The following is a 24,051-nucleotide window of genomic DNA, read 5'->3' as shown; positions in this document are numbered from 1 at the left end:
CCCCGGAATTCCGATGGAATCCCGGGGGTCGTGCGCGGAGACGGCGGGATTTGAACCCGCGAGGGGCTATGCACCCCTACCTCCTTAGCAGGGAGGCGCACTCGACCGGACTATGCGACGTCTCCAGTGCCGACTACTTTAGGGCATTTTTGCCGCGAGCGCGAACGTGCGCCCGCCGCAGCGCCCGTGGGCGGTCGACTGGGCGGAGGGCGAGGGATTCGAACCCCCGGTGCCATTGCTGACACAACGGTTTTCAAGACCGTCTCTTTCGGCCACTCAGACAGCCCTCCAGACTCGGTTCATCCTACAGGACCGGGGCCGGGGATGCGAGAGTCGCGTCCCCGGCCCCGGTCCCATGGGTAGCTCACTGCTGAGGAGTTAGCCGCGCAGCCCGAAGAAGTTCCAAGACTTCTTATCGGGTGCCGGTTCCTCGGGGTGATCGAGGAGACCGCGCGAGAGCGCTGGTGCCGTCGGCGGCCACAGCGGCACGCGGATCGCGAGAGTTGCCTGGATCGCATGGTAGACGTCCCACCGCGAGGACTTCGCGGGCTGCACGGTCTCGTTGTGTGGCCCGAGGCGACGCACCCATCGGCCGCTCTGGGTGATGAGGTAGTCGTGGATGTAGTCGATGAAGGAGCGGTAGCAGTGCTCGAAGTGCTCGACGTCGGAGACGCGCGCGCCGTCGTCGAGCATCGCGCGGCGCACGGCAACGGTCGCGCACACGCCTTCGCACACGACCCACTGCTGGTGCTCATCCTCGCCGGGGATTGGATCTCCCTCGTCGTTGACGCCGGTCGAGAAGCCGGGGCAGCCGTCAGTGCGACGCCATCCATCGACGCGGGCGCGCTCGAAGAGCTCGGTGCCCATCTCGAGGAGGTAGTCGGGCACCGTCCACCCCATCGAGCGCAGGCCGGCGCGCACCTGCAACGCGAAGCGCGCGAGCTGCATGGAGTGGCCGGTCACGTAGCCGTCATAGTAGCGCCGACCGTCGTTGAGGAGCTTCCCAGACTCATGGTTGGGCTCCCAGTTCTCGTCGAAGAACTCGGGGATGCGCCAGCCGTTCTTGGAGGCGACCTTGTATGCGAATGCGGTCATCTTCTCGGCGCGGTCGAGCCACTCGGGTTCGGTCGTCGCCTCGGCGGCGGCCATGTACGCCTCGATCGTGTGGATGAGTGTGCCGAGGGTGTGGACGGGGACGGGCTCATTGAAGGACTCGTCGTACTGATCCCACACGAGACCGAAGTCGTCGGCCCACAGTTCCTTCTGCTCCTCGAGCATGCGGTTGAGCAGCTCGTGGGCACCGGGACGGTTGGCGACCGTCGCGGCGGCCGCGCCCAGTAGCGCATAGACCGTGTGGTACTGCGACTTGACGCGCGCGTCATCGTCCCACGGGACGCCGTGCCCGTCGGCGTCGGGTTCGGGCTTGATCGCGAACCACATGCCTCCATTGACGGGGTCGGTGAAGTAGTTGGTGAGCGCCTTGACAGCGTGGTCGGCGTAGCGACGGGTGCCGGGCAGGCCCATCAGCGCACCGAGCGAGAACACGTAGGCCATCCGACCCGTGACGGCCAGGTCGATCGATCGGGTCGGATCGGGCTTTCCGTCGGCGTCGAGGTGCGCGAACCCGGTCGCAACAATCGCGCCTTCTGCCTCTTCGATGAGTGCCTGCATGTGGCCGCTCAGCCAACGGTTATGCTCGATGGAATCAAACCATCCCACGATGTTCCTCCTGACAACACAGTCGCGGTCTGCGGTGACCGATATCTCATAGGATAGTCGCTCGGTGCCGTTTTTGGGAGAAGTACATTCACCCGTCTCCCCAGCAGGTACGAGGCCGGGGCAAAATACTCTTCTAGCTGCACTCTTCTACTCGCCCCTCCACCGCCTCAAACAAGAGAAAAGAAGGGAGAGGTCCACGCCGTGGGACGGCATTACCCACAAGCGGGCGTAACGTGCAACACTGTCCTTATGCATGATCGAGCTGGCACACGTGCCCTTCCAGACGACCTCATCAACGTCGACGATGTCATCTCCGCCTACTACGACATCATCCCCGACCCGACCGACGTCGGACAGCGCGTCGCGTTCGGAACATCGGGCCATCGCGGCTCCTCGCTGGACGCGAAGTTCAACGAGGCGCACATCGTCGCCATCACAGCGGCGATCATAGAATACCGCGCCTCCCAGGGCTTTAACGGTCCGCTGTTTATCGGCCGCGACACGCACGCCCTGAGTGAGCCCGCGTGGCGCACCGCCCTGGAGGTCCTCGCGGCCGCCGGCATCGACACGCGCATCGACGCGCGCGGCTCCTACACGCCCACCCCCGCCGTGTCCGTCGCCATCCTCGGCGCGAACGGTGCCCCGGGGAACCTGCGCACCGAGGGCGACGGCCTGGCCGACGGCATCGTCGTCACCCCCAGCCACAACCCCCCGCGCGACGGCGGATTTAAGTACAACCCGCCTCACGGCGGCCCCGCCGACACCGACGCAACCGGCTGGATCGCGGCGCGCGCGAACGAGCTTCTCGATTCGGGTGAATGGAAGAACGTTCCCCGCATCACCGGCTCCGAGCTGCTACACGACCCGAACATCAAGCCCTTCGACTACCTGGACTACTACGTCTCGCAGCTCGACCAGGTCATTGACATCGAGGCCATCCGCAAGGCGGGCGTGCGCATCGGTGCCGACCCGCTCGGCGGCGCGTCCATCGACTATTGGGCGGCGATCGGCGAACACTACGGCCTCGACCTGACGGTCGTCAACCCCGAGGTCGACCCGGCGTGGCCGTTCATGACCCTTGACTGGGACGGCAAGATCCGCATGGACTGCTCCTCGCCCTACGCGATGGCGTCCCTGCGCGAGGCCATGACCCCCGACTCACAGGGCAACACCCCCTACGACATTGCAACCGGCAACGACGCAGACTCGGACCGTCATGGCATCGTCACCCCCGACGGTCTCATGAACCCGAACCACTTCCTGGCAGTCGCCATCGAGTACCTGTTCACGCACCGTCCCGGGTGGAACGCCGATGCGGCCGTCGGCAAGACCCTCGTGTCCTCCGCCCTCATCGATCGCGTCGTGGCCGCCATGGGGCGCAACCTGATTGAGGTCCCCGTGGGATTCAAGTACTTCGTGCCCGGCCTGCTGTCCGGGACCGTCGGTTTCGGCGGCGAGGAGAGCGCGGGAGCCTCCTTCCTGCGCAAGGACGGCACCGTGTGGTCAACCGACAAGGACGGCATCATCCTGGCGCTACTCGCCTCGGAGATCCTGGCCGTGACCGGTAAGACCCCCTCGCAGCTGCACGAAGAGCAGGTCGAGCGCTTCGGTGCCTCCGCCTACGCTCGCATCGACGCTGCCGCTTCCCGCGAGGAGAAGGCGAAGCTCGCCGCCCTGTCCGCGGACGACGTGACCGCGACCGAGCTGGCCGGCGACCCGATCGTCGCGAAGCTGGTGCGCGCACCCGGTAACGACGCCGCGATCGGCGGCCTGAAGGTGACGACCGAGTCCGCGTGGTTCGCCGCGCGCCCGTCGGGCACCGAGGACGTGTACAAGATCTACGGCGAGTCCTTCAAGGGTGCCGAGCACCTGGCGCAGGTTCAAGAGGCCGCCAAGCAGGTCGTGTCCGACGCCCTGAACGGCTGACGCTTCGGCGCTGCCCACTGACGCGGGTTGCGCATAGGGGGGGCGGCGCTCGTATGAGCGCCGCCCCCCCCTATGCCGCAGATGCATGCGGGCCGATGTACCCTTGGAACACCCAGATCAGGAAGGACACCATGACAGCATCTTTTCGCTTAATTGCGGGCAAAAGTCCAACCGCACTGGAGTTTTTTGCGGGTATCGGCCTCGCCCGAGCAGGACTCGAGCAGGCGGGATTCTCCATCGCCTGGGCAAATGACTACGAAACCAAGAAACATCAGCTGTACCGTTCCCAGTACGGCTCAGACACCGAGTATCACGTTGGTGATATCGCCGACGTCACAGGCATCGATTTACCGACGGGCAGCGCGATCGCCTGGGCTTCCTCGCCCTGCACTGACCTTTCTCTGGCTGGCAATCGGGATGGACTTGCCGGTAGACAGTCGGGAACTTTTTGGCACTTCGTGCGGATCCTCGACGAGTTGGGTGATGATCGTCCTCCGGTTGCGGTCCTCGAGAATGTCACAGGACTCGCCTCCTCGCATTCGGGGGACGATCTCACAGCAGCAGTCCGTGCCTTTAATTCGCTGGGTTATTCCGTCGACGCTCTCGCAATTGATGCCAGGCATTTCATTCCGCAGTCGCGGCCGCGCATGTTCCTTGTAGGGGCCCTCACTCCACCCAACTCCGATAATAGCCCTTCCGAGCTGCGGCCCGAATGGCTCGAGTGGATACATTCCGACCCTACCCTTACCACTCACCGGGCTCCCCTCCCCATCGTTCCTCCACTGCTCACCCAGGGCTTTACGGCACTTGCAGATCAGCTACCCGATGACGATCCCCATTGGTGGAACCCTAGTCGCACTGCTGATTTCCTTAGATCACTATCCCCCGTTCAGGCAGCACGGCTCGAGTCACTACGCGCATCGAATCAGGTCTCATACCGTACCGCGTACCGGCGTACACGTCAGGGAAAACCCGTCTGGGAAATTCGGCCCGACGATATCGCCGGCTGTTTGAGGACAGCGCGCGGCGGTTCCTCACGGCAGGCTGTTGTCAAAGCCGGCGAAGACAAGGTTGCTGTGCGGTGGATGACTCCTCATGAATACGCTTCTCTCATGGGTATCCCCGACTACAGATTCGGTGCTGCCACGGATAACCAGATTCGTTTTGGTTTCGGTGACGCAGTTGCTGTCCCAGTTGTCGCCTGGCTGGGGAAGAACTACCTCATGCCCTTGGTTCGACACGAATTCAACCAGGATTCCCCATCACTGAGGGTGGTGGCTCATGGCTAGTTCAGGAATCGCTTCGTACGGTTCGTCAGATTCGGATATCACCCCACCGCTTAAGCGCACGATGCCTACGCGTTTCGTGCGGCGCTTTCGTGAACACCTGTCCTCAGCCCTCAGCTTCGTTGAGCCGCTGACAAATAAGCGACTCGGCAAGTGCGTCGGAGTGTACGCCTTTTACGACTTCGACGGGGAGCCAATCTACGTTGGCCAAACGACGGAGGACTTCGCGACTCGAATCGGTCGGCATCTCCGTGGGCAGCGCAGCGACACTCTTGCCTACAGAATATTGGATCCGTTTGAGGTCGCGGAAGTCGAGTTCTATCCAGCGGATTTCCTGTTTGACATCTACTCGGACAGGAAAGAGAGAAGCTCGGCTTTCGATTCACTGGAGTACTCCGTGTACGTGCATGCCATCGAGAAGTCGAGCTATCATGCAATCCTCAATGAGAAAATTCCGCCCATTTCTCCTCGTGTTGATCTGCCACAGTCGCATCGCTTCAACTTGATTCCCGCGCAGTACCGTGAAGACCGCGAGCACCCTGACGTTCGAATCGCTCGACGCGCTCAGACACTTGCTCGCGTTGCTGCCGTCGCTCACGAACGCGGAGAAGTCTCCGCTGGCCTACGACGCGTCATCGTCATTCAAGCCATCCGTCTTGCGGATCTAGCCGCAGCTCGGCTCGCTTATGCGGAAGGTAGACGCCGCCCTGCCCCCGAGTGCATCGACGTTCATGCACTTGTCGGGAACATCTTCGAGGAGCAGGTTCCCTAACCTCCATAACGCCCGCTCACGCGGGTTGCGCATAGGGGGGCGGCGCTCGTATGAGCGCCGCCCCCCTTCTATGTTTGATTCTACGAGCGGCCGCGGATGCAGCCGCGCGTCACTTGTCGCCCGATCCGGACATGCCGTGCAGCCACGGCGCTGGGTCTTTCACCATCGGGCCGCCAGCAACCCTCGGGTCGAGATTCTCGGCGGCCTCGCGCAGCCCCTCGGCGACCTGCTGCGCTCCCCTGGCAGCACCTTCGACGACTTCCTTGGCGCCCCTGACGATACCGTCGGCGGCCTTCTTGACAGGATCATACACAGGATCGTTGAAATCGGGCGGAAGCATGGGGCCGCCCATTATAGGTTTGACGTTGCGCCAACCACCATCATCCGACGTCGAGCCGTAGCTGTGGCCGGTCAACACGCCGCCACTCGGGGAACCCGATCCGGCTCCCGGTCCGTAGCTGTTGCCTTCAATGATGGAACCGATGAGCTGACCGTTCTCCTCTTCAGCCGCGATGAAATCACGCTCGGCGGCTTCGAGCGAGTCTGCGTGCTCGTCCAGGCTCGTGCCCGTCTTGGTTGCCTTATCCGCGAACTTGTCCTCGACACCCTGCATCTTCGACGACAGGCTCGTGCCGGGCATCGCCGAGGCAAAAGCACCGGCCCCACCCTCGGGGCGGGCTGAACGGACAGCCTCCGCGGCTTCGCGCGCCACCGAAGCGAGGCGAGGGAACTCGCCCGCAACAAATGTAAGATCGCCCATTATTCACTCCATTGAATACTGACCAACAACTTGCACAATGTTATCGGAAGGCATACTTCCGCGCACCACGTTATCCACGTTTGAGCGCCACATAATTCACCTGATGGCCCTCGCACTAACTCTGTTAGTATCCCTCGTTCATTGTCGTTACCACAGCCACCGCTGAGCAGTCCCAGCACGGGGCACCGGCCGCGTCTCCAGGTGCCCACATGAACGAGGCCTCCCAAACATCGACACAGGGTCGGGAAAGACGCCCCGACCGGTCCTCATTGACTGAGTTGTGGCCGCGACCGAGCTGGTCTGCGACCCAATCGTCGCGAAGCTGGCGCGCACCCCCGGTAACAACGCCGCGATAGGTGCCCTGATGGTCACGACGGCAGCCTCGGGCTGACGGGCGGTCGCTTCCTGGGTCGTAACGACGCGCCCATCGGCGCCCTCATGGTCACGACCGAGTCCGCGTGGTTCGCCGTGCGCCCAGCGGGCACCGAGGACGCGACAAGCTTTACGGCGAATCCTTCATCAAGGGTACCGAGCACCGGGCACAGGTTCAGGAGGCCGCCAATCAGGTCGCGTCCGACACCCTGAACGGCTGACGCTCGGCGCTGCCCGCTGACGCGGGTCGCGCATAGGGGGGCGGCGCTCAGTCGAGCGCCGCCCCCCTATGCGTGTGAGCTCCACCTGTCGCGGGCACCTGCGAGCCTCCAGTCAGTTACTTCTGACTACTTGAGTACGCCGCGGCGGGACGGGCGGGCACGCGGCCCGGCAGGAGGTCTACTTCGGTTCCTTTCCCGCGATGACTCGCGAGATGTCATCAAGGGCCGGGCTGCCCTCGTTGAAGTACCCAGAATGCATAGCGATAGGGTTCCAAGGGACATACTGACCCGTATCTCCGGAGAGATGCTTGTAGCCCGGCATATTTTTGGGGTCCTGTCCGAACCTAGCGTCGTCACCAATCCCCTGGACTATGTCACCCTGGTACGGGGCTGCACCGACGTATGCGTGTCCCTCCGGAATGTTAAACTCCGAGACACTCTGGACACCCGATCCGGGAGAACCAACTTGAGCGCTGTCGTCGACGACGCCCGGCGGGATCTTCGTCAACGCCATACCCACCGTCGTCGACCCGAAGGAGTGTCCGACAGTGGTGATATGCGCGTCGCCTGCACCGTGCTCTCGGGAGGCGTCCAGGCCAGTGAGGAACCCGGCCAGCCGGTCCGACCCGTTCTTCGCGTAGCTGATATCCTTAACTTCGTCGAGCCCCTGAGGGGCTCGGTAGTCCATGTACGTGACCACAGCAACACTTTGCCCATTGGAGTGCTTCTCGGCGTTCTCACGCATGAGTCCCGACACCGAGTCGTAGTAGTCCAGGTTATTGGCGAGGTTCGAACGCATGCCCGGGACATTTACCGCGACATGGTCGGCCGTGTCAATGTTACCCTGCGTAACGGCTGCAAGAACATCTCGATCGGAGGAATCAAAGCAAACGAGTTGCCGCTGGACGCCGTCTTTACTTGACTTATCAAGAACCTTTTCGACGTTCTCCATCTGGGTAATGCGCTTCTTCGTCTGTCGTATCTCCTTGTACTCCTCGTAAGTTGGAAAACGTCCAGCCTTCTCTTCCTGATCTTTGAGTTTCTGCCGTTCAGCAGCAAGATCGCTGCTAAGGTTCACGCGGTTTGCCTTATCCCGCCAGGTTGCCTCCACGCCGTTCATGTTCCCAATTTCTTTCGGGTGGCGTTTGACCATCTCCGCCTTCTCGGCGTCGGTGAGCGAGGACCACCACTTGGCGACCTCGTCCGGGCTCGCTCCCTTGGGGGGCAGCTTCATGCGATCAATCCGAGAGCCAGCCCTCTCAGTGCTCTGGGGTTGCCCGCCCGCTTCCACTGCGGCGATGTTCTTCTGCGTGTCCTCGACAAGCTCGTCAGCCGCGACCTTGATCGCGGAGACTCGGTCGCTCACAGACCCCATGTCCGATGCGATCTTGATAGCATCGGTAACCGATTTTCCCTTGGTTCCCACGTAGTCGAGGGAACCATTCGCTCGGATTTTGATCGACTTGTCGGCCGCTTCGCGGTCGAGCGCCCTGGCTGCCGCGCCAACGTCGTGGGCTCCCGCGGCAGCGCTCTCGGAAAGGGCGGCCAGGGAGTGCAAGCCCTCTGCCTGCTTCCTCATGTCCTCGACGCTCTTGCGCAGTGACTGCTGAACAGCAGTCACCGTCTGTCCGGAACCCGACAGGGCACTCGCGCGGCTTGACAGGTCCTCGCTCGCATTCGTCACAGCCTGTGCCTGCTGCTCGTATTCCTGGGCCTTCTGACTGAGTGGAGAGCCCTCCCACTGAAGAAGATCTGACCAGTTCATAGGTTCACCGTCCCACCAAGTTCTTCATGAAAGGGATTTGCCTCAACCTTGGCACCCCCGGTATACGGTTGTGCTTGAACACCGCCACCTCCGCTGTAGGGGCCCACCCAGAAGTCGTTGGGATCCTCCAGGGTCTCGCGGCCATCGGGCACCCCCGGTCGTAGGACCCGGCTACCACCTGTCCCGGGAGAGTCATAGAGTCGTCCGTCATCTGCCGGGCTCGAACCCGACCTCACGCTGCCGTAGCTGTGCCCCAAGGCATTGCTGACATCGCCCTGCTCGGACATGATGGATCCGACGAGCTGCCCGTTCTCTTCCTCGGCCGCAATGAAATCACGCTCGGAGAGTTCCAGAGAGTCGGCGGCCTCGTCAAGACCCTTCGCGTTGTCCATACCGCGGTCGGCAATCTTCTCCTCCGCCCCCTGCATCTGCGACGACAGCGACGTTCCGGGCATCGCGGAGGCGAACGCACTACCTCCCCCCTCTGGACGCGCCGAGCGAACAGCTTCAGCAGCTTCTCGGGAAGTCGCGGCAAGGCCAGTAAACTCGCCCGCAACGAATGACAGGTCACTCATGATCCACTCCAGTAGTTCAGGATAGTCGACTGACAACTCACGTAATGTTACCGCATGGAAACCTTCCAAGCATACAGTCGTCCAGGCGATGGTATCCCCCTTGACAACTCGCGCTGCAGCACAATTTCACTGACCCCATCCCTAGAAAACTGCTGACAGGGCGGCTACCTTGGCACTGTCGCCCCCACCGGGGTCACCACCTCTCGTCCGCCACCTCCAGGAGCCCACATGAGCGAGGCATCCCGCCCACCCGCGCAGCCCGCGGGACCGGATGCGCCAGACCGGGCCTCGTCGATAACGACGAGGACTCCCACCCCCCGTCTACCCGTTTCGCGCCTGTCATTCTTACTTCTCGCGGGCGTCGCGCTCCTCGCGGGCTTGGACGCGTCCCTCGTGCGTCTCGGCGCCATCGCACCCGTCACCTCGACGAGCCTGGGGACAGTGCACGGGCTCCTCATGATCTACGGCTTCCTGGGCACCGCGATCTGCCTCGAGCGCGCGGTCGCCCTGCAATCCGACGGCCGACGCCCGTGGGCATACGCCGCCCCCCTGCTCACCGGAGCCGGGGGAATCAGCACGGTCATCATCTCCCTGAACGAGGGCGCACGCACGGCGCTCGTGAACCTTCCGATCCCCCGCTACCTCGCCGCACACCTGACCGGATTCACGCCCGAGCGGATGATGCCCGGCTTTCTCATCACCCTCGGCATGGCGCTGCTGACCGCCATCTACTGCTACGTGTGGTCGCGCAGGCAGGCCACCCACGCCGTCCTCATCCAGCTGATGGGAGCGATCATTGGACTGGGCGGAATCCTCCTGTGGTGGCGTGGCCTCGAGACGGCACGCGCGGTCCCCTGGTGGTTGGCGTTCCTCATCGTGACGATCATCGGCGAGCGCGTCGAGCTCGCGCGCCTCGCCTTCGCGTCCGGGTCGACCGAGCGACGCATCACCGCCGAGTGCGCCGCCCTCATGGTGGGCCTGACCGTCGCGCTCTACTCGCCGACAATCGGATACCCGATGATCGGCCTCTCGCTCGGCGCTCTGATGGCTGACACCGCGTGGCACGATGTCGCGCGCGGCACCGTGCGCATGAGGGGCCTACCGCGCCTGGCCGCCGTGTGCATGCTGAGCGGCTACGGGTGGGGGCTCGTGCCCTCGCTCATGTGGATCATCGCACCGCCCGCCTTCGACGGATACGGCTACGACGCCGGCATCCACGCGATCACGATCGGGTTCGTCGTCTCAATGTTGCTGGCCCACGCACCCGTCATCATCCCGGCGGTCGCCCGGCGCGAGGTCCCCTACCACCCTACGATGTGGATCCCCTTCGCATTCCTTCAGATCTCCCTCGCCCTGCGCCTTCTCGCCGGCGCGCGCGAGGCCGCCTACCCGTGGCGTCTGGGCGGCACACTCGGGGTCGTGGGCGTGCTCTTGTTCGTTGCCACGACGCTGACGGTGACGGTCCGACGGGCGCGCGAGGCCTCACGCGAACGCCGACTCATCGACGAGGCAGGGGCATCGTCTGCGGCTGGCGTATCCTCGAGTGAAACGGAGGGCCGATGAGTACGCCTCGCGTTCCCCGCAGCGACCGGGCCACCACAGTCTGGATGTGCGCCGCGGCCTTGGCCGCAGCGATCACGATTCTGGCGCGCGGCTTCATCCCACAGAACCTGTGGACCATGATTCACCTGGTGACCCTGGGCGTGCTGTCCAACGGTATCTTCCAGTGGTCCTGGTACTTCACGCGGGCCCTCGCCCACCTCGCTCCTGCCGACCGGCGGGCCGGGCGCGACAACACGATCCGCATCGTGGTCTTCAACGCCTCCCTGCTGCTTCTCATCGCCGGCATGTGGTCGGGACTGTGGCACGCAACCGTCACGGGCGCGACGATCGTCGGCGCGGTCGCGGCCTGGCACGGATGGGCGCTGCTGACCGCCTCCCGCGAGCGCCTGGCCTCCCGCTTCGCGGTCATCATCCGCTACTACATTGCCGCCGCTTTCTTCCTGGTGGTGGCCGCGACACTAGCGGGCCTCGTCACGGTCGCCCTGTTCGAGGCGTGCGCTCCCACGTGGCTGGCCGAGGCCCGGGACCGCCTGACGGTCGCCCACGCGCTCGCGGGAGTCGCCGGATGGGTGGGCCTGACGATGGGCGGGACCCTGGTGACGCTGGGGCCGACCGCGATGCGCACGCGCATGGATCCGAAGGCCGTCGTCTTCGCGACGAGCGCGCTGCCCATCTGGGTGGCCGCACTCCTCGTCGCGGGTGCGGGAGCGCTGGCCGACTCGATGCGCGTGGCCTCGGTGGGCCTCCTCGTCGTCGTGGGCGCGGCCGCCCTGGGAGTGGGTGTCCCGTTGCTTCGCGCGGCCCTCACGAAGGGCCCGGCCGAGTACGGCGCGTGGTCTCTCATGTTGGGCACCGCCTGGCTTCTCGTCACAGGCGCGGCGGCCTGCGTGCGCGCTTTCGAGGCTGTGGACGCCACCGGCCTGCGCTCGTCCTTCCTCGCGTGGATGCCGATCCTGGGGGCGGCGGGCCTGGGCCAGGTCTTCGTCGGGGCGCTCACCTACATGATGCCCGTCGTCATCGGCGGTGGCCCGTCGGCCGTGCGCGTCGGCGTGCGCATTCTCGAGGCCGGTGCCCCCATTCGGGAGGCTGCCCGCAACGTGGCCGCGGTGTTCGCTCTCGCCGTCACGTCCCTGGGCGGGACCTCCGCAGAGCGTCTCACCATCGCAGCGTGGGTGGTCCTTCTATCTACCTACGTCATCGACATTGTCATCATGGCCCGCTGCGGCGTGGCCCAGGGGCGCGCCAAGCGCGCCGCCGCTTCATCCCCCACCACACAAGGAGGCCACCGTGGCTGACCTGAACCTGTCTGCATCGTCGTCGGGAGGCGACGCCCCGAAGACGTCGACACCGAAGGAAACGCCGAAGCTACGCATCAGCCCGGCGGGCGACCACTCGCCCGTGAGCCGCACGGCCGGAGCGATCGTCGGCGTGGTCTCGGTCGTGGCCCTTGCCCTGGCGATCTTCCTGTCCAACCCCTCCGCGCCCACCACGCAGGGCACGGGAACGGGAGCTGGGACCACCGCCTCGTCCGTGACTCCGACCGGACACACGACCCGCGTGTCGGTGGGGGTCGAGGGCATGTCCTTCACACCCAACCACATCGAGGTGCCGGTTGGTGACCGCCTCGTCATCGACTTCACGAACTCGGGGGACCAGCGCCACGACCTGGTCTTTGAGACGGGCGTTACCTCCGGGTCGCTCGCGTCGGGCGAGACGAAGGAGCTGGATCTCGGCGTCATCTCGGGGAACGTCGAGGGCTGGTGTTCCCTGCCCGGACACCGCGAGCTGGGCATGACCCTGCACGTGCAGGCCACGGGAACCTCCTCGGGCTCCGCGTCCTCCACGGGAGCCTCGGCCTCGGGCGGCCACGCGCATCACGGCCACGACCACGGCCAGGACGCCGCCGCGGGACCCGCCACCCCGACGGCCCTGACGGACTACGCCGCAACCATCGACGCGCGCGACCCGGTGTTGCCTCCGGCCACGAACGAGACCGAGCGTCACTACACCTTCACGGTCACCGAACAGACCGTCAACGTCACGAGCTCCCTCACGCGCGAGTCGTGGACCTTCAACGGGGACGCTCCCGGCCCGATCCTGCGCGGACACATCGGCGACACCTTCCACATCACCCTGGTCAACAATGGGACGATGAGCCACTCCCTGGACTTCCACGCGGGCCTGGTAGCCCCCGACAACGTCATGCGCTCGATCGAACCCGGGGAAACCCTCGACTACACCTTCGTCGCGAAGAACGCGGGAATCTGGCTCTACCACTGCTCGACCGCGCCTATGTCGATGCACATCGCGAACGGCATGTTTGGTGCCCTCATCATCGACCCCACCGACCTGGACAAGGTGGACCGCGAGTACGTCATGGTCGCCTCCGAGCTCTACCTGGGCGCGGACGGCGCGCCCGCAGACGCCTCGCTCCTGTCCGCACTGCAACCCAATGCGATGGCCTTCAACGGCGTGCCTTTCCAGTACAAGGCGCATCCCATCCAAATCAAAACCAACGAGCGCGTGCGCGTGTGGGTCATGGACGCGGGCCCCAACCTGGCGACCACCTTCCACGTGGTGGGCACCCAGTTCGATACCGTGTGGCGTGAGGGCGCCTACACGATCCGGGGCGGCGGATCCGGGGGCGGCTGGGGCCAGGTCCTCACCCTGGGTGCCGCCGAGGGGGGCTTCGTCGAGTTCACTCCCCTGGAGGCCGGGCACTACACCTTCGTGAATCACGCGCTCTCCCTGGCGGAAAAGGGCCAGGTCGGCGTCTTTGAAGTGAACGACTGAGCCCTTGCGCTTGGCTGGCCCGGCTTCGTCCTCGTCGACGAGGCCGGGTTCGTTCGCGCTGACGCGCACGATTCGGGCACTCCAATGGTTACCTACGCCCCACCTCGCTTGACACTGCCGACGATCGGACGACGGTAGAATGAATAGATGCTCGGCACCTATCTCGATATCCTGCGCTATCGCCAGTCCTGGAAATTCTCCGCGGCCGGGCTTGTTTTACGTATGCCGATGTCGATGGTGGGCCTCTCGACGATCCTGATGGTGCGCGCCGAGTACGGCAACTACACGCTCGCAGGCGCGGTCTCCGCCGTGGGCATCATCGTCATGGCGGTCTGCGCCCCTATTCTGGCGCGCAAGGTCGACCGCCACGGACAGCTGCGCGTCATGGGTCCCGCGTGGACCGTCGCCACCCTGTCGATGTGCGCGCTGCTGGCCGCCGTCGTTGTTCACGCGCCCGAGTGGGTGCTCTTCATCCCCGCCGCCCTCTCGGGCGCCACGTGGGGGGCTCCCGGCGCGCTCGTACGTTCACGCTGGTCCACAATCCTGAACAAACCGGGCCAGCTGACGACCGCCTACGCCTTCGAGTCCGCCGTCGACGAGTTCGTCTACATCGTGGGGCCCGTTCTCGCCACGGTCCTGGGCACAGCCTTTCACCCCGCCACCGGCCTGGCCATCTCTATCGTGTGCCTGGCCATCGGCGGCCCCCTCTTCCTGTCGCGTCGCTCCTCCGAGCCCGCGATCGTTCCCCACGACCCCGATGTTCCTCGCGAGTCCGTCATCCGCAATCCCGTCGTCCTCGTCATGGCAGCGACCTACATCGGCATGGGCATGACCTTCGGCGCGATGGAGGTGGCGCTGGTCAGTTTCACCGAGGAGCACGGCGTTCCCGCCATGGGCGGTATCCTCCTGGCGATCTTCTCGATCGGGTCGCTCAGCGCCGCCCTCATCTACGGGGCGCGCACGTGGAGGCGCCCCACGTGGCAACTATTCGCAGTCGGCGTGGTCGCAATGGCAGCGGGCATGAGCGCCTTCCTCGTGGCGGACAACATGTGGCTCATGGCCGCGATCATCCTGATCACCGGCCTGACCTGCGCCCCCACGATGACGAACGTCAACATCCTCGTCCAAAAGTCGGTGTCGGCGGCCAAACTCACGGAGGGCCTGACCTGGATGTCCACCTCCATCAACCTGGGCGTGTCACTGGGTACGGCGGTAGCGGGCCCCGCGATCGACGCCGTCGGCTCTCGCGGCGGCCTGTTCACCATGACGGGCGCCGGGTGGGCGATGGTACTCCTCATGCTGATCGGGCTGCCCACGCTGCGCAAGACCGACGCCGCGCCCGCGCCCGAACTGCCCCTCGACTGAGCTGGCATTCCCTGGGAGACACACCGTCACTGCCTTGACAGCATGGTCAAGCTATCACGGTCCACTCGCACAAAAGTCACTCGATTCTTGCGCCGCGGCATGCGCTAAGCCCTATGATTGCCCTAATGCGTTTCCGACCCCCTCTCATCGACGACGAATCTCCCTCGCTCGCGCTCGCCATCACGGCCGGCGTGGGCGAATTCGCGTCATCTCTGCTGGTTACCGCCATGTCGCAGGGCTGGTACTACCCGGGCGTGGTCGGCTTCGGAGGCATCGGCTCCCAGCGCAGTGCCCGTATCCTCGGCCGCGTCCTCATGGCGCGCGGCGACGAGGGCCGCTCCTGGCTGCAAGACCGGCGCGGGTGGCGACAGTTCTTCAACGCGCAGGTCCCCCGCCAGCCCGTTCTCGTCACGGTCGGCAACGCGCGCCGACTCGCCTTCGCGGACCGCGGCGGATTCGTCGACATGACGGTCCTGGGCCACGGCCTCGAACCCGGATGGCACGACGCAACCATCCAGGTCCTGCACGCGGGCGACGTGCGCGCACTCGGCATGTCCGAGGAGACGGCCGCCAAGCTCGCCGCCACCCTGCGCACCGCGACGCCCCTGCCCGCCCCGGCCTCGGCGATGCACGAACACCCCCGCAAGGGACGCATCCGCGCCGGACGCCCCGCCTGCGTGCGCGTGCGCATCGTGTCAGACTACGAACATTTCGGCGTCGTTTCAGACATCGACGACACCGTCATGGTGTCGATGCTGCCGCGCCTCGTGACGGCCGCGAAGCACGCCTTCGTGGACCGCGTCTCCTCGCGAGAGGCCGTCCCCGGCATGTCGAATCTGCTGACGACGCTCACGACATCCTCGGCCTCGTCCGAGGGCGTGCCCGAGGGCACCCACTCTCCCATCATGTACCTGTCCACCGGCGCGTGGAACGTCGTGCCGACCGTGCGCTCCTTCCTGGAGCGCTCCGGCTACCCGGCGGGCGGCTTCCTCATGACGGACTTCGGCCCCTCAAACACGGGATGGTTCCGTTCCGGTCCCGAACACAAGAGGCGCGAACTGCGCCGCCTGGCGCGCATGTTCCCGCAGATACGCTGGCTCCTCGTCGGCGACGACGGGCAGCACGACCCCGAAATCTACGCGGAGTTCGCCCGCGAGTTCCCCCACTGCGTCGCGGGCATCGCGATCCGGTCCCTCTCGGAGATCGAACAGTTTATGGCCCACGGTAGCTTCGAGGCCATGGTGCCCGACGTGCTGTGGACCGTCCCCGAGTCCATCCCCGTCTGGTACGGCTCGGATGGTGAGGCGCTCCTCGAGAACATCCGAGGCCGCGGTACCGTCGGCCCGCTCTCCAGCCGCTGAGCAAACGTTCCCCCTCACCCGAGCTCCCCTCACGGAGCGCCGCAGCCGATACGAAAAGGCCGCCCCGAGGGGCGGCCTTTCTTCACTTGTCTTGTTCACTTCCCGACATGGGGCGGCACTTCGCGGGCTGTTCGACGGGGTCCATAGACTTCAGGATTCGCTGTACGTCTTCGGCGCTCATCGCGTCGTCGTAGAACGTTCCGAGCTCGACCGTCACGGTTGCATCCTGCTCGTCGGTGAGACGCACGTGAGCACCGGGGAAGAAGCGCGCCACCGAGTAAGCATTGTCCACGGCGTTCGGACCAGCGGTAATACGCACCTTGCCCGTGTATTCGACGTCTGCGCTCGCGGGCTCTTGGGTCTGGAAGCCGGCGGTCTTGAGCATGTCCGTCGCCTTGGAGGCCAGACCCTGGTGCTGCGTCGTATTGATGACCGTGACGGACACCTGTTCAGGGGCGACGGGCTTCGCATTCGCCGTCGGGCAGGGGATGTCACCGGTCTCGGCGTACTTGATCTTCACCGAAAAGTCGTTGCCGAAGGGAACGGGGATGATGCCCGTGAAGACGAGGGAGGCCAACACCGCGGCCGCTAACATCACGACACCAATGACAGCGAACGTCGTGTTTTGACGCTGCTGACGCTCGCGCAGGAATCGCTGGCGAGGGGTGAGGGCATTGCGGGGCGCGTTCGGAGTACTCACAGTGTCCAGCCTATCGAATGGGAGCGGCCAGGGGCCAGACAACGCCCCGTCAGGCACATTACATCTCGCCTCTTCCTCATTCTCGGCGCTACAGTGAGGTCACCCCCGACAACGGGGATCATTCCGCGCATCGACACCCACGAGGAGCACCGAGGCGCGCGAGGCACCCCGGCCTCGTCCCCATGTCCGAGCTGAAAGAGGACCGCGATGAGTTTCCTGGACACCGACCTGCTTGCCCGTATCCACGAGCGCGCCGCCGACGTCGACGCGCACAACACCTACCCCAAGCGCGACCTAGAGGAGCTGCGCGAGGCCGGCTATCTCTCAGCCTTTGTACCCGCCGAATACGGGGGCGCTGGCCTGAGCCTGACCCAGATCTGCGCCGAGCAGACGGCTCTGGCCGCGGCAGCACCCGGCACCGCGCTGGGCATTAACATGCACCAGATCATCGTTGGCCTCGGCCGCTACCTGGTTGCGGCAGGGAACGCGCGCGGCGAACAGATCCTGCGCGACGCGGCCGCCGGCGAGGTATTCGGCTTCGGCATCTCCGAGCCGGGCAACGACCTCGTGCTCTTCGGCTCCACGACCCGCGCGACTGCGACCGCAGACGGCTACTCCTTCGAAGGCACCAAGATCTTTACCTCCCTGTCCCCCGTGTGGACGCGCCTACTGATCTTCGGGCGCGCCGAGACAGAAGAGGGACCCAAGTCGGTGTTCGGCATCGTTCACCGCGACGATGAGGGCTACTCGATCAAGGACGACTGGGACACGCTGGGCATGCGCGCCACACAGTCCATGACGACTCTACTCGAGGGCGTCACCGTGCCCGCCGAGCGGATCCTGACGATCACGGATCCGGGTCCCAGCGCCGACCCCGTTATCTTCGGGATCTTCTCCCACTTCGAGATCCTGCTCGCCGCAACCTACCAGGGCGTGGGCGAGCGCGCCGTTGAGGTCGCCGCCGAGCACGTGGCGAAGCGCCGCTCCGTGAAGAACCAGACGACCTACTCCAACGACCCCGACATCCGCTGGCGCATCGCCGAGGCGGCCCTCATCATGAACGCTGTCGGCCCGCAGATCCGCGAGCTTGCCCGAGACATCGACGAGGGCGTGGACCGCGGTCGAGCCTGGATGCCGCAGCTGTCCGCCGCGAAGAACACGGCCGCCGAGGCCACACTGCGAGCCGTCGAACAGGCTATGCGCGCGTGCGGCGGCAGCGCCTACTACAACACGCACGAACTCTCGCGCCTGTACCGGGACGCCCTCGCCGGTCTCTTCCAGCCCTCCGACCAGGAGTCCCTGCACGCCGCGTGGGCGAACCTGATCCTGGGCCCCATCGAGAAGGCCCAGTAGGCCATCGGGGACGAGGCAGGGGCCGCGTCCGCTTCGAGTCGCACCGCCGCTTCGCGGAGCGTGCGCCGGACAGCGCGGCCTCATCCCGCTTCGTACACGTTGACAAAGGAGGCGGACCCGAGAATCTCCTCGGGTCCGCCTCCTTATGCTCGTTGTGAACTCAGTCGTTCCACTTGAACTTCTCGGGAGAGATCTCGCCGGTCGTACCGGTCATCCATCCGCCGCGAGCCAGCGCGAAGGACTGGCCGGTCTTCGTATTCCAACAGCTGATGCCGTCCTGCGTGGAGTGGCACGCGAAGTCCCCCTTGGTGGCGGCGGCACCGTAGGCGAGCGCATTTCCACCCGAGGGTACGGCGCTCTCGCAGGACTGGCCCGCCTTGTCCTTCGAGGTGCTCAGGACACCGACCTTGCTGCCGGAGCAGGAGGCGTAGCCTTCCTCCGCCCAATCGGACTCTGCGATGCCACAGCTGACACTATCAGCGGTGAACGAGCAGGTGATGTTGCCGGACGGCGACGAGAACGAGTCAACGGTGATGGATCCGGCGGGTGCCGGGTACTTCACGGGTTCCTCGGTCGTGGCGCTTGCCGACGGAGTGGGGTCCGACGCGGAGGACGACGAGGCGCTCGGGGCCGATCCGGCCGCAGGTCCCTCATATCCGCGCGTGAACACGTAGATGACGAAGGCGAGGAGCACGGCCGCTGTGATCGCGAGGATACCCAGGATGACGGCCATAAACGGGAAGCCGCGGCGCTCCTTTGTCTCCTGAGGGACCGCTTGCTGCGAAGCATTGGACTGCACCTGGTAGGAGGCCCCAGCACCCGGGTAAACCTGCGGCGTCGGGTGCATACGTGCGGGGGCACCCGACGCGTTGGGGTAGGACGAGCCGGCGGATGCGCTCGGGTAGACGGCGGTCGCCTCGGGATCCTGGGCGCTCTTGGAACCCATGATTGACTGGCGCTGCACCTGGGCAACGACCTGCTCACGCGCGCCCACCTTCGGCACGGGCGCGTTTGAGCCCACGACCGCGGAGTAGGGGGTCGTGCGCTCCACCTGCGAGTAGGAGTTCACGCCGCCCTGACCCAGGACGTACATGCCGGACTCGGACGTACGGATCGAAGAGCCGGCGACAGCACCGGACACGTCTCCGTGCATGACGAGGTAGCCGTTGGAGTCGATATAGCCGTCGTAGTCGTCTCGAGCTTCGAGGGCGGCGTTGACCTGCGGGTCGTTGAACTGGTGCAACCAGTCGAGCAGCCCGCGGTAGGCGTGCGGGTGCGCAGCTACGGCCACGCGCAGCTCGGGGTAGCGGTACGCCAGTTGGCGCAGCGCTTCAGCATCAGTCGACGGGTCCTGGGCGGCCGCCAAAGGATCATCGAAATGCAGCTCTTCAGCCATCGAAACTCCAGACTTCACGGTCATGAGGTTGTTACACGATACCGCGATCAGTGGTAATAAGTGAAAACTTGACCATATTTATTCCCAAGATGCGGCGCTGTCACTTGACAAAAGCGTCATGAGGCCCCGCGGAAGACAAACCTGTCAAAGTCCAGCGTTTCGATATCGCGTGCGAGGGAGCGAACCTGATCATCCCACCCCGGCCTGGTCGCGGAGAAGCCGACCGGCGCACCCAGGTCACGCGCCTGCTGGAGCGCGAAAGACCGCACTCCCATCTCGCGCGCTCGTGTCGCTACCTCAAAGCCGTCGCCGGGACCGTCCGGGTAGACGGTCAGGCGCACCTCATGGTCCACCTCGGGGTGCGCCAGGACGACGCCCAGCGACTCCCATGCCCGCTCACCGGCACCCGGACGCGCAGCCACGGCCTCGTAGTTCTGGGGGGTCGCCTTCACGTCGATGCCTACCCAGTCGACGAGGCCCTGCCCGAGCAAGTCCACCAGGCGGCGCGGGTAGGGGCCCGCGGTGTGCAGGCCGACGCCGAAGCCAAGCTCACGTACACGCGCCATTGCCACCCCGAGCGCGACCTGTCGGGTAGCCTCGCCACCGGAAAACACGACACCATCGAGGAGGCCGCACCTGCGCGCCAGCAGCTCCTCAAGCGCGCTCCACGCGACCACGCCCGGGATGCGCGGGTCGATGATCGCGCTGTTGTGGCAATACGGGCACGCCCAGGGACAGCCCTGCAGGAACAGGGACGCCGCGAACTTCCCCGGCCAGTCCACGCTCGACATCGGCACGAGGCCCGCGATCTGCAGGTCCTCCGGCGTCCACTCGCGCACGGTCCGCCCCGGGACGAGGCCGGGGACGCCCAGAGCCGACGTGCCCTCCCAGGACGCCCCGGCCTCGTCACAGTGGGAACGGCCGCTCACGTCAGCGACCACGCACGGGAGGGAACGCGCTGACGAGCTCACCGTGCGCCTCGGCAGCGCTCTCGGAGAACATCTGGCGCTCGTGGTACTCGCCCTTCTTGCCGATGTTGAAGGACTGGACCGGGCGGAAGTAACCCATGACGCGCGTCCATACCTCACAAGCCTGAGGCTCCGCGTTCGGGTGCATGGCCGCGCACTTCTCGCACGTGAAGTGCTCACCGGCCAGGTAGCCGTGGACCGGGCAGATCGAGAAGGTCGGAGTGATCGTGATGTAGGGGACCTTGAAGGCCGTCAGCGAGCGGCGCACCATCTCCTTGCAGGCCACACCCGTGGAGACGCGCTCACCCATGTACAGGTGAAGGACCGTGCCGCCCGTGTACTTACCCTGCAGGACCTCCTGATCCTCGAGGGCCTGGAACGGGTCATCCGTGTAGCCCACCGGAAGCTGCGAGGAGTTCGTGTAGTAGGGCTCGTCGGGCGTGCCAGCCTGAATGATGCCGGGGAAGCGCTTGCGGTCCTCTTTGGCGAAGCGGTAGGTCGTGCCCTCCGCGGGTGTCGCCTCCAGGTTGTACATGTGGCCGGTGACCTCCTGGAGCGAAACCATGCGATCGCGGACATGATCCAGGACACGCACACACATGTCGAAGCCCCGCGGGTCCGTCAGATCGTACGCGTCATCGCTGAAGTTGCGAACCATCTCGTTCATTCCGTTGACGCCGATCGTCGAGAAGTGGTTGTCGAGCGTTCCCAGGTAGCGCTGCGAGTAGGGGAACAAGCCGTGATCCATGTGGTACTGGATGGTCTCGCGCTTGATCTCCAGGGATTGGGAGGCCAGGTCGATGAGCTCATCCATGCGCGCGACGAGGCCGGCTTCATCCCCCTTGTAGAGGTATCCGAGGCGCGCCATATTCAGCGTCACCACGCCGATCGAACCGGTCAACTCCGCCGAGCCAAAGAGGCCATTGCCGCGCTTGAGGAGCTCGCGCAGATCCAGCTGAAGGCGGCAGCACATCGAGCGAATCATGTGCGGATCCAAGTCCGAGTTGATGAAGTTCTGGAAGTAGGGCAGGCCGTACTTCGCGGTCATGTCGAAGAGAGCATCGACGTTCTCGCCCTCCCAGTCGAAGTCGGGGGTGATGTTGTAGGTCGGAATCGGGAACGTGAAGACGCGGCCGTCCGCGTCACCGCCCATCATGACCTCGATGAAGGCGCGATTGATGAGGTTCATTTCCCTCTGCAGCTCGCCGTAGGTGAAGTCGACGACCTCCTCACCGATGAGGGGATGCTCATCCGCCAGGTCGTCCGGGCAGGTCCAGTCGAAGGTGAGGTTCGTGAAGGGGCACTGGCTACCCCAGCGCGAGGGTACGTTCAGGTTGTAAATGAGTTCCTGCATGCACTGGACGATCTGGTCGTAGGTCATGTCGTCCAGGCGCACGAAGGGGGCCATGTACGTGTCGAAGGACGAGAAGGCCTGGGCACCCGCCCACTCGTTCTGGAGGGTGCCGAGGAAGTTGACGATCTGCCCGCAGGCCGAGGAGAAGTGACGAGGCGGGGCCGAGGCGATCGCGCCGCCCACGCCGTTGAAGCCCTCCTGTATGAGGCGCTTGAGGGACCAGCCAGCACAGTATCCGGCGAACATGTCGAGGTCGTGGATGTGATAGTCGCCCTCGCGGTGCGGGGCCCCGATCTGCGGCGTGTAGACGTGCTCGAGCCAGTAGTTGGCAACGATCTTTCCTGCCGAATTGAGGACGAGGCCTCCGAGCGAGTACCCCTGGTTGGCGTTGGCGTTCACGCGCCAATCGGAGCGGTCGAGGTACTCCTGCACGGTTGCGATGGCATCGACGTCGTAGCGGGGCGAGCTTGTCATGTTCCTTGTCCTGTCTTGATTCCATTGTGTGCTATGCGGGCTGGGACGCTGGGCACTGCGTTGTGGGAGATATATGTGTGGCGTTGTGGCGGGGGCGCTCTTCCGTCGCACCTGTGGGCGGCAGGGCGTGTCCTGCTTGCGTTCGGACGCGTGATCGACACGTCGTGGACGCTCCGACCTCGCGGGGTGAGGCCGTGGCACTGTGGGTGGTGGCGGCGACCTCCGACCGGCGTGAGGCTCCCCTAGATCTAGGGAAGCACGACCACTCATCACTAGATGTAGTGTGCGTGTCGAACTGTTCCCACAATATCTAGTGTCATACGTGCGTCAGAAGCGCGGCGCGCACGGCGAGTAGTACTACTCGTCACGCGCTCGTATTTTTGGCATCCACAGGGGACCAACGTCCCGTCACATAGGTGCACGCACACACTGCGACCCCCGGGCATCGTCACTCGCGTCGACTCATGCGCGCGGATCCATTCCTCGTGCTCCCCATCGTGTAGCTGAGCGCGCCCGCGTCGACTCACGCGCGCGGGTCCGATGCATGCCAGCCGGACCCGATCACTGGCGGGCCGCACCCACTCATGCGCAGTTAAACCCGTGAAGCGGAGCGCGGGCACCCCTGTCCACACAGCCGCCTATCGGGTTAACGTGCGTGTGAATGGGCGCAGGTGAAGGCCTATCGGGTTAACGCACCACCCGGTGAGTACATCCACCCAACGAACGAGGCCGCGACCGGATAACCGGCCACGGCCTCGTCGACCAAGCGGAGCGGATCAGATGAGGAAAGGCAGCTTCTTCACCAACCCCAAGCCCTTCCACCACGCGCCCAGGCCCATCGTGTCGCCCGCGCTGGTCAGTGGAATGACGATGAGGACGAGCGCGTAGACCAGGTGCTCGTTAACGACCGGATTGAGGGAACCCCACACCCATGGGGCAACGGCCGCGTACATGAAGCCCAGCATGACGACTCCCGCGACCGCTGCGAGGCGTGTGCCAATTCCCAGCACGAACGCCAGGCCGATGCCCAGCAGGCCGAGCATGAACAGCCAATCCATGGCCGGCACGGCGAGGGACTCGAAGAAGGACGCCAGGGGCTTTCCGGTCGTGGCGCCCGTCAGGTAGCTCTGTGCGGGCGTTCCGCCGTTAACCCACGCGCGCGCGGGCCCCGTCGAATAGTGCAGGCCGAACGTCTTGTCCAGGAACGACCACAGGAAGATGAAGCCGACCGCGATTCGCAGCAGAGCCAGGACGAAGCGCGCGGGCTTGGAGGTGACGACGGCTGAAGCGGGACGAGGCATGTCGGTTCCTTCTGATGATCTGCGGTT

Annotated in this window: 19 protein-coding genes and 2 tRNA genes; 10 read left to right on the top strand and 11 right to left on the bottom strand. The window is 65.0% G+C overall.

Annotation, left to right across the window (positions count from 1 at the left end; translation table 11 throughout):
• Window positions 1-35: 35 nt before the first annotated feature.
• The 3 genes from RDV55_RS05770 to RDV55_RS05760 all read right to left on the bottom strand — a co-directional run bounded on the left by RDV55_RS05770 (window position 36) and on the right by RDV55_RS05760 (window position 1,719).
• Window positions 36-125: transfer RNA gene (locus RDV55_RS05770), tRNA-Ser, on the bottom strand.
• A 78-nt stretch (window positions 126-203) separates the two neighbouring features.
• Window positions 204-290 (bottom strand) — tRNA-Ser (locus RDV55_RS05765).
• Window positions 291-378: 88 nt separating this feature from the next.
• Entirely contained in the window at window positions 379-1,719 is a 1,341-nt protein-coding gene (locus RDV55_RS05760; protein ID WP_111823407.1) for an AGE family epimerase/isomerase, read from the bottom strand.
• A gap of 249 nt (window positions 1,720-1,968) precedes the next feature.
• Between RDV55_RS05760 and pgm the strand changes: the two genes are divergently transcribed.
• The 3 genes from pgm to RDV55_RS05745 all read left to right on the top strand — a co-directional run bounded on the left by pgm (window position 1,969) and on the right by RDV55_RS05745 (window position 5,703).
• Window positions 1,969-3,645 carry a phosphoglucomutase (alpha-D-glucose-1,6-bisphosphate-dependent) gene (pgm, locus tag RDV55_RS05755; protein ID WP_111823406.1) on the top strand — a complete coding sequence of 559 codons (1,677 nt, stop codon included), beginning with the start codon at window positions 1,969-1,971 and terminating at the stop codon, window positions 3,643-3,645.
• Between the two features lie 131 nt (window positions 3,646-3,776).
• Complete coding sequence (locus tag RDV55_RS05750) at window positions 3,777-4,934, top strand: DNA cytosine methyltransferase (protein WP_111823537.1); 1,158 nt, start codon at window positions 3,777-3,779, stop codon at window positions 4,932-4,934.
• On the top strand, window positions 4,927-5,703 hold the full coding sequence (locus RDV55_RS05745; RefSeq protein WP_111823405.1) for a GIY-YIG nuclease family protein: 777 nt from the start codon (window positions 4,927-4,929) through the stop codon (window positions 5,701-5,703). Before RDV55_RS05750 ends, RDV55_RS05745 begins: the two co-directional genes overlap by 8 nt.
• Before the next feature lie 109 nt (window positions 5,704-5,812).
• On the opposite strand, the gene RDV55_RS05740 is transcribed toward RDV55_RS05745, so the two are convergent.
• Window positions 5,813-6,463: a hypothetical protein gene (locus tag RDV55_RS05740; RefSeq protein ID WP_111823404.1), complete on the bottom strand. Its 651-nt coding sequence runs from the start codon at window positions 6,461-6,463 to the stop codon at window positions 5,813-5,815.
• A 458-nt stretch (window positions 6,464-6,921) separates the two neighbouring features.
• On the opposite strand from RDV55_RS05740, the gene RDV55_RS10535 reads away from it, so the two are divergent.
• On the top strand, window positions 6,922-7,056 hold the full coding sequence (locus RDV55_RS10535; RefSeq protein WP_373462859.1) for a hypothetical protein: 135 nt from the start codon (window positions 6,922-6,924) through the stop codon (window positions 7,054-7,056).
• Between the two features lie 178 nt (window positions 7,057-7,234).
• Here RDV55_RS10535 and RDV55_RS05730 read toward each other — a convergent pair whose 3' ends face one another.
• Complete coding sequence (locus RDV55_RS05730) at window positions 7,235-8,821, bottom strand: alpha/beta hydrolase (RefSeq protein ID WP_111823403.1); 1,587 nt, start codon at window positions 8,819-8,821, stop codon at window positions 7,235-7,237.
• Complete coding sequence (locus tag RDV55_RS05725; protein ID WP_174703805.1) at window positions 8,818-9,396, bottom strand: alpha/beta hydrolase family protein; 579 nt, start codon at window positions 9,394-9,396, stop codon at window positions 8,818-8,820. Before RDV55_RS05725 ends, RDV55_RS05730 begins: the two co-directional genes overlap by 4 nt.
• Before the next feature lie 228 nt (window positions 9,397-9,624).
• On the opposite strand from RDV55_RS05725, the gene RDV55_RS05720 reads away from it, so the two are divergent.
• From RDV55_RS05720 to RDV55_RS05700, 5 genes are all read left to right on the top strand, one after another.
• Entirely contained in the window at window positions 9,625-10,959 is a 1,335-nt protein-coding gene (locus RDV55_RS05720; protein WP_111823402.1) for a DUF8744 domain-containing protein, read from the top strand.
• Window positions 10,956-12,254 (top strand): hypothetical protein, encoded by a 1,299-nt coding sequence (locus RDV55_RS05715; protein WP_111823401.1) that lies wholly within the window; start codon window positions 10,956-10,958, stop codon window positions 12,252-12,254. The genes RDV55_RS05720 and RDV55_RS05715 overlap by 4 nt, the downstream gene beginning before the upstream one ends.
• Window positions 12,247-13,752, top strand: a complete 1,506-nt coding sequence (locus RDV55_RS05710) for a multicopper oxidase domain-containing protein (RefSeq protein ID WP_174703804.1) — start codon at window positions 12,247-12,249, stop codon at window positions 13,750-13,752. The genes RDV55_RS05715 and RDV55_RS05710 overlap by 8 nt, the downstream gene beginning before the upstream one ends.
• Window positions 13,753-13,899: 147 nt before the next feature.
• Window positions 13,900-15,117: an MFS transporter gene (locus tag RDV55_RS05705; protein WP_111823400.1), complete on the top strand. Its 1,218-nt coding sequence runs from the start codon at window positions 13,900-13,902 to the stop codon at window positions 15,115-15,117.
• A gap of 113 nt (window positions 15,118-15,230) precedes the next feature.
• The gene (locus RDV55_RS05700; RefSeq protein WP_111823399.1) at window positions 15,231-16,478 is read left to right on the top strand and encodes an App1 family protein phosphatidate phosphatase; all 1,248 of its coding nucleotides are present in this window, start codon (window positions 15,231-15,233) and stop codon (window positions 16,476-16,478) included.
• Window positions 16,479-16,560: 82 nt separating this feature from the next.
• On the opposite strand, the gene RDV55_RS05695 is transcribed toward RDV55_RS05700, so the two are convergent.
• Window positions 16,561-17,178 carry a LytR C-terminal domain-containing protein gene (locus tag RDV55_RS05695; protein ID WP_174703803.1) on the bottom strand — a complete coding sequence of 206 codons (618 nt, stop codon included), beginning with the start codon at window positions 17,176-17,178 and terminating at the stop codon, window positions 16,561-16,563.
• A gap of 207 nt (window positions 17,179-17,385) precedes the next feature.
• On the opposite strand from RDV55_RS05695, the gene RDV55_RS05690 reads away from it, so the two are divergent.
• Window positions 17,386-18,531: an acyl-CoA dehydrogenase family protein gene (locus RDV55_RS05690; protein WP_111823398.1), complete on the top strand. Its 1,146-nt coding sequence runs from the start codon at window positions 17,386-17,388 to the stop codon at window positions 18,529-18,531.
• Window positions 18,532-18,691: 160 nt separating this feature from the next.
• Here RDV55_RS05690 and RDV55_RS05685 read toward each other — a convergent pair whose 3' ends face one another.
• The 4 genes from RDV55_RS05685 to RDV55_RS05670 all read right to left on the bottom strand — a co-directional run bounded on the left by RDV55_RS05685 (window position 18,692) and on the right by RDV55_RS05670 (window position 24,024).
• Window positions 18,692-19,927 carry a variant leucine-rich repeat-containing protein gene (locus RDV55_RS05685; protein WP_111823397.1) on the bottom strand — a complete coding sequence of 412 codons (1,236 nt, stop codon included), beginning with the start codon at window positions 19,925-19,927 and terminating at the stop codon, window positions 18,692-18,694.
• A gap of 116 nt (window positions 19,928-20,043) precedes the next feature.
• Complete coding sequence (locus RDV55_RS05680) at window positions 20,044-20,856, bottom strand: anaerobic ribonucleoside-triphosphate reductase activating protein (protein WP_174703802.1); 813 nt, start codon at window positions 20,854-20,856, stop codon at window positions 20,044-20,046.
• Window position 20,857: 1 nt separating this feature from the next.
• A complete protein-coding gene (locus RDV55_RS05675; RefSeq protein ID WP_111823396.1) occupies window positions 20,858-22,723 on the bottom strand; it encodes a ribonucleoside triphosphate reductase in 1,866 nt (621 codons plus the stop codon).
• A 776-nt stretch (window positions 22,724-23,499) separates the two neighbouring features.
• Window positions 23,500-24,024, bottom strand: coding sequence for a DoxX family membrane protein (locus RDV55_RS05670; protein ID WP_111823395.1), 525 nt, complete (start codon window positions 24,022-24,024; stop codon window positions 23,500-23,502).
• Window positions 24,025-24,051 lie beyond the last annotated feature (27 nt).

Source organism: Schaalia odontolytica (assembly GCF_031191545.1).
Lineage (GTDB): Bacteria > Actinomycetota > Actinomycetes > Actinomycetales > Actinomycetaceae > Pauljensenia > Pauljensenia odontolytica.
Note: the sequence above shows the minus strand (reverse complement) of the source record. Positions and strands in the feature narration are given on the sequence as shown.

Excerpts from the sequence above, each read along its gene's own strand:
- RDV55_RS05730 (WP_111823403.1), bottom strand. The coding sequence starts at position 8,821 with ATGAACTGGTCAGATCTTCTTCAGTGGGAGGGCTCTCCACTCAGTCAG.
- RDV55_RS05715 (WP_111823401.1), top strand. The coding sequence starts at position 10,956 with ATGAGTACGCCTCGCGTTCCCCGCAGCGACCGGGCCACCACAGTCTGG.
- RDV55_RS05745 (WP_111823405.1), top strand. The coding sequence starts at position 4,927 with ATGGCTAGTTCAGGAATCGCTTCGTACGGTTCGTCAGATTCGGATATC.
- pgm (WP_111823406.1), top strand. The coding sequence starts at position 1,969 with ATGCATGATCGAGCTGGCACACGTGCCCTTCCAGACGACCTCATCAAC.
- RDV55_RS05725 (WP_174703805.1), bottom strand. The coding sequence starts at position 9,396 with ATGAGTGACCTGTCATTCGTTGCGGGCGAGTTTACTGGCCTTGCCGCG.
- RDV55_RS05750 (WP_111823537.1), top strand. The coding sequence starts at position 3,777 with ATGACAGCATCTTTTCGCTTAATTGCGGGCAAAAGTCCAACCGCACTG.
- RDV55_RS05720 (WP_111823402.1), top strand. The coding sequence starts at position 9,625 with ATGAGCGAGGCATCCCGCCCACCCGCGCAGCCCGCGGGACCGGATGCG.
- RDV55_RS05670 (WP_111823395.1), bottom strand. The coding sequence starts at position 24,024 with ATGCCTCGTCCCGCTTCAGCCGTCGTCACCTCCAAGCCCGCGCGCTTC.
- RDV55_RS05690 (WP_111823398.1), top strand. The coding sequence starts at position 17,386 with ATGAGTTTCCTGGACACCGACCTGCTTGCCCGTATCCACGAGCGCGCC.
- RDV55_RS05675 (WP_111823396.1), bottom strand. The coding sequence starts at position 22,723 with ATGACAAGCTCGCCCCGCTACGACGTCGATGCCATCGCAACCGTGCAG.
- RDV55_RS05685 (WP_111823397.1), bottom strand. The coding sequence starts at position 19,927 with ATGGCTGAAGAGCTGCATTTCGATGATCCTTTGGCGGCCGCCCAGGAC.
- RDV55_RS05740 (WP_111823404.1), bottom strand. The coding sequence starts at position 6,463 with ATGGGCGATCTTACATTTGTTGCGGGCGAGTTCCCTCGCCTCGCTTCG.
- RDV55_RS05700 (WP_111823399.1), top strand. The coding sequence starts at position 15,231 with ATGATTGCCCTAATGCGTTTCCGACCCCCTCTCATCGACGACGAATCT.
- RDV55_RS05705 (WP_111823400.1), top strand. The coding sequence starts at position 13,900 with ATGCTCGGCACCTATCTCGATATCCTGCGCTATCGCCAGTCCTGGAAA.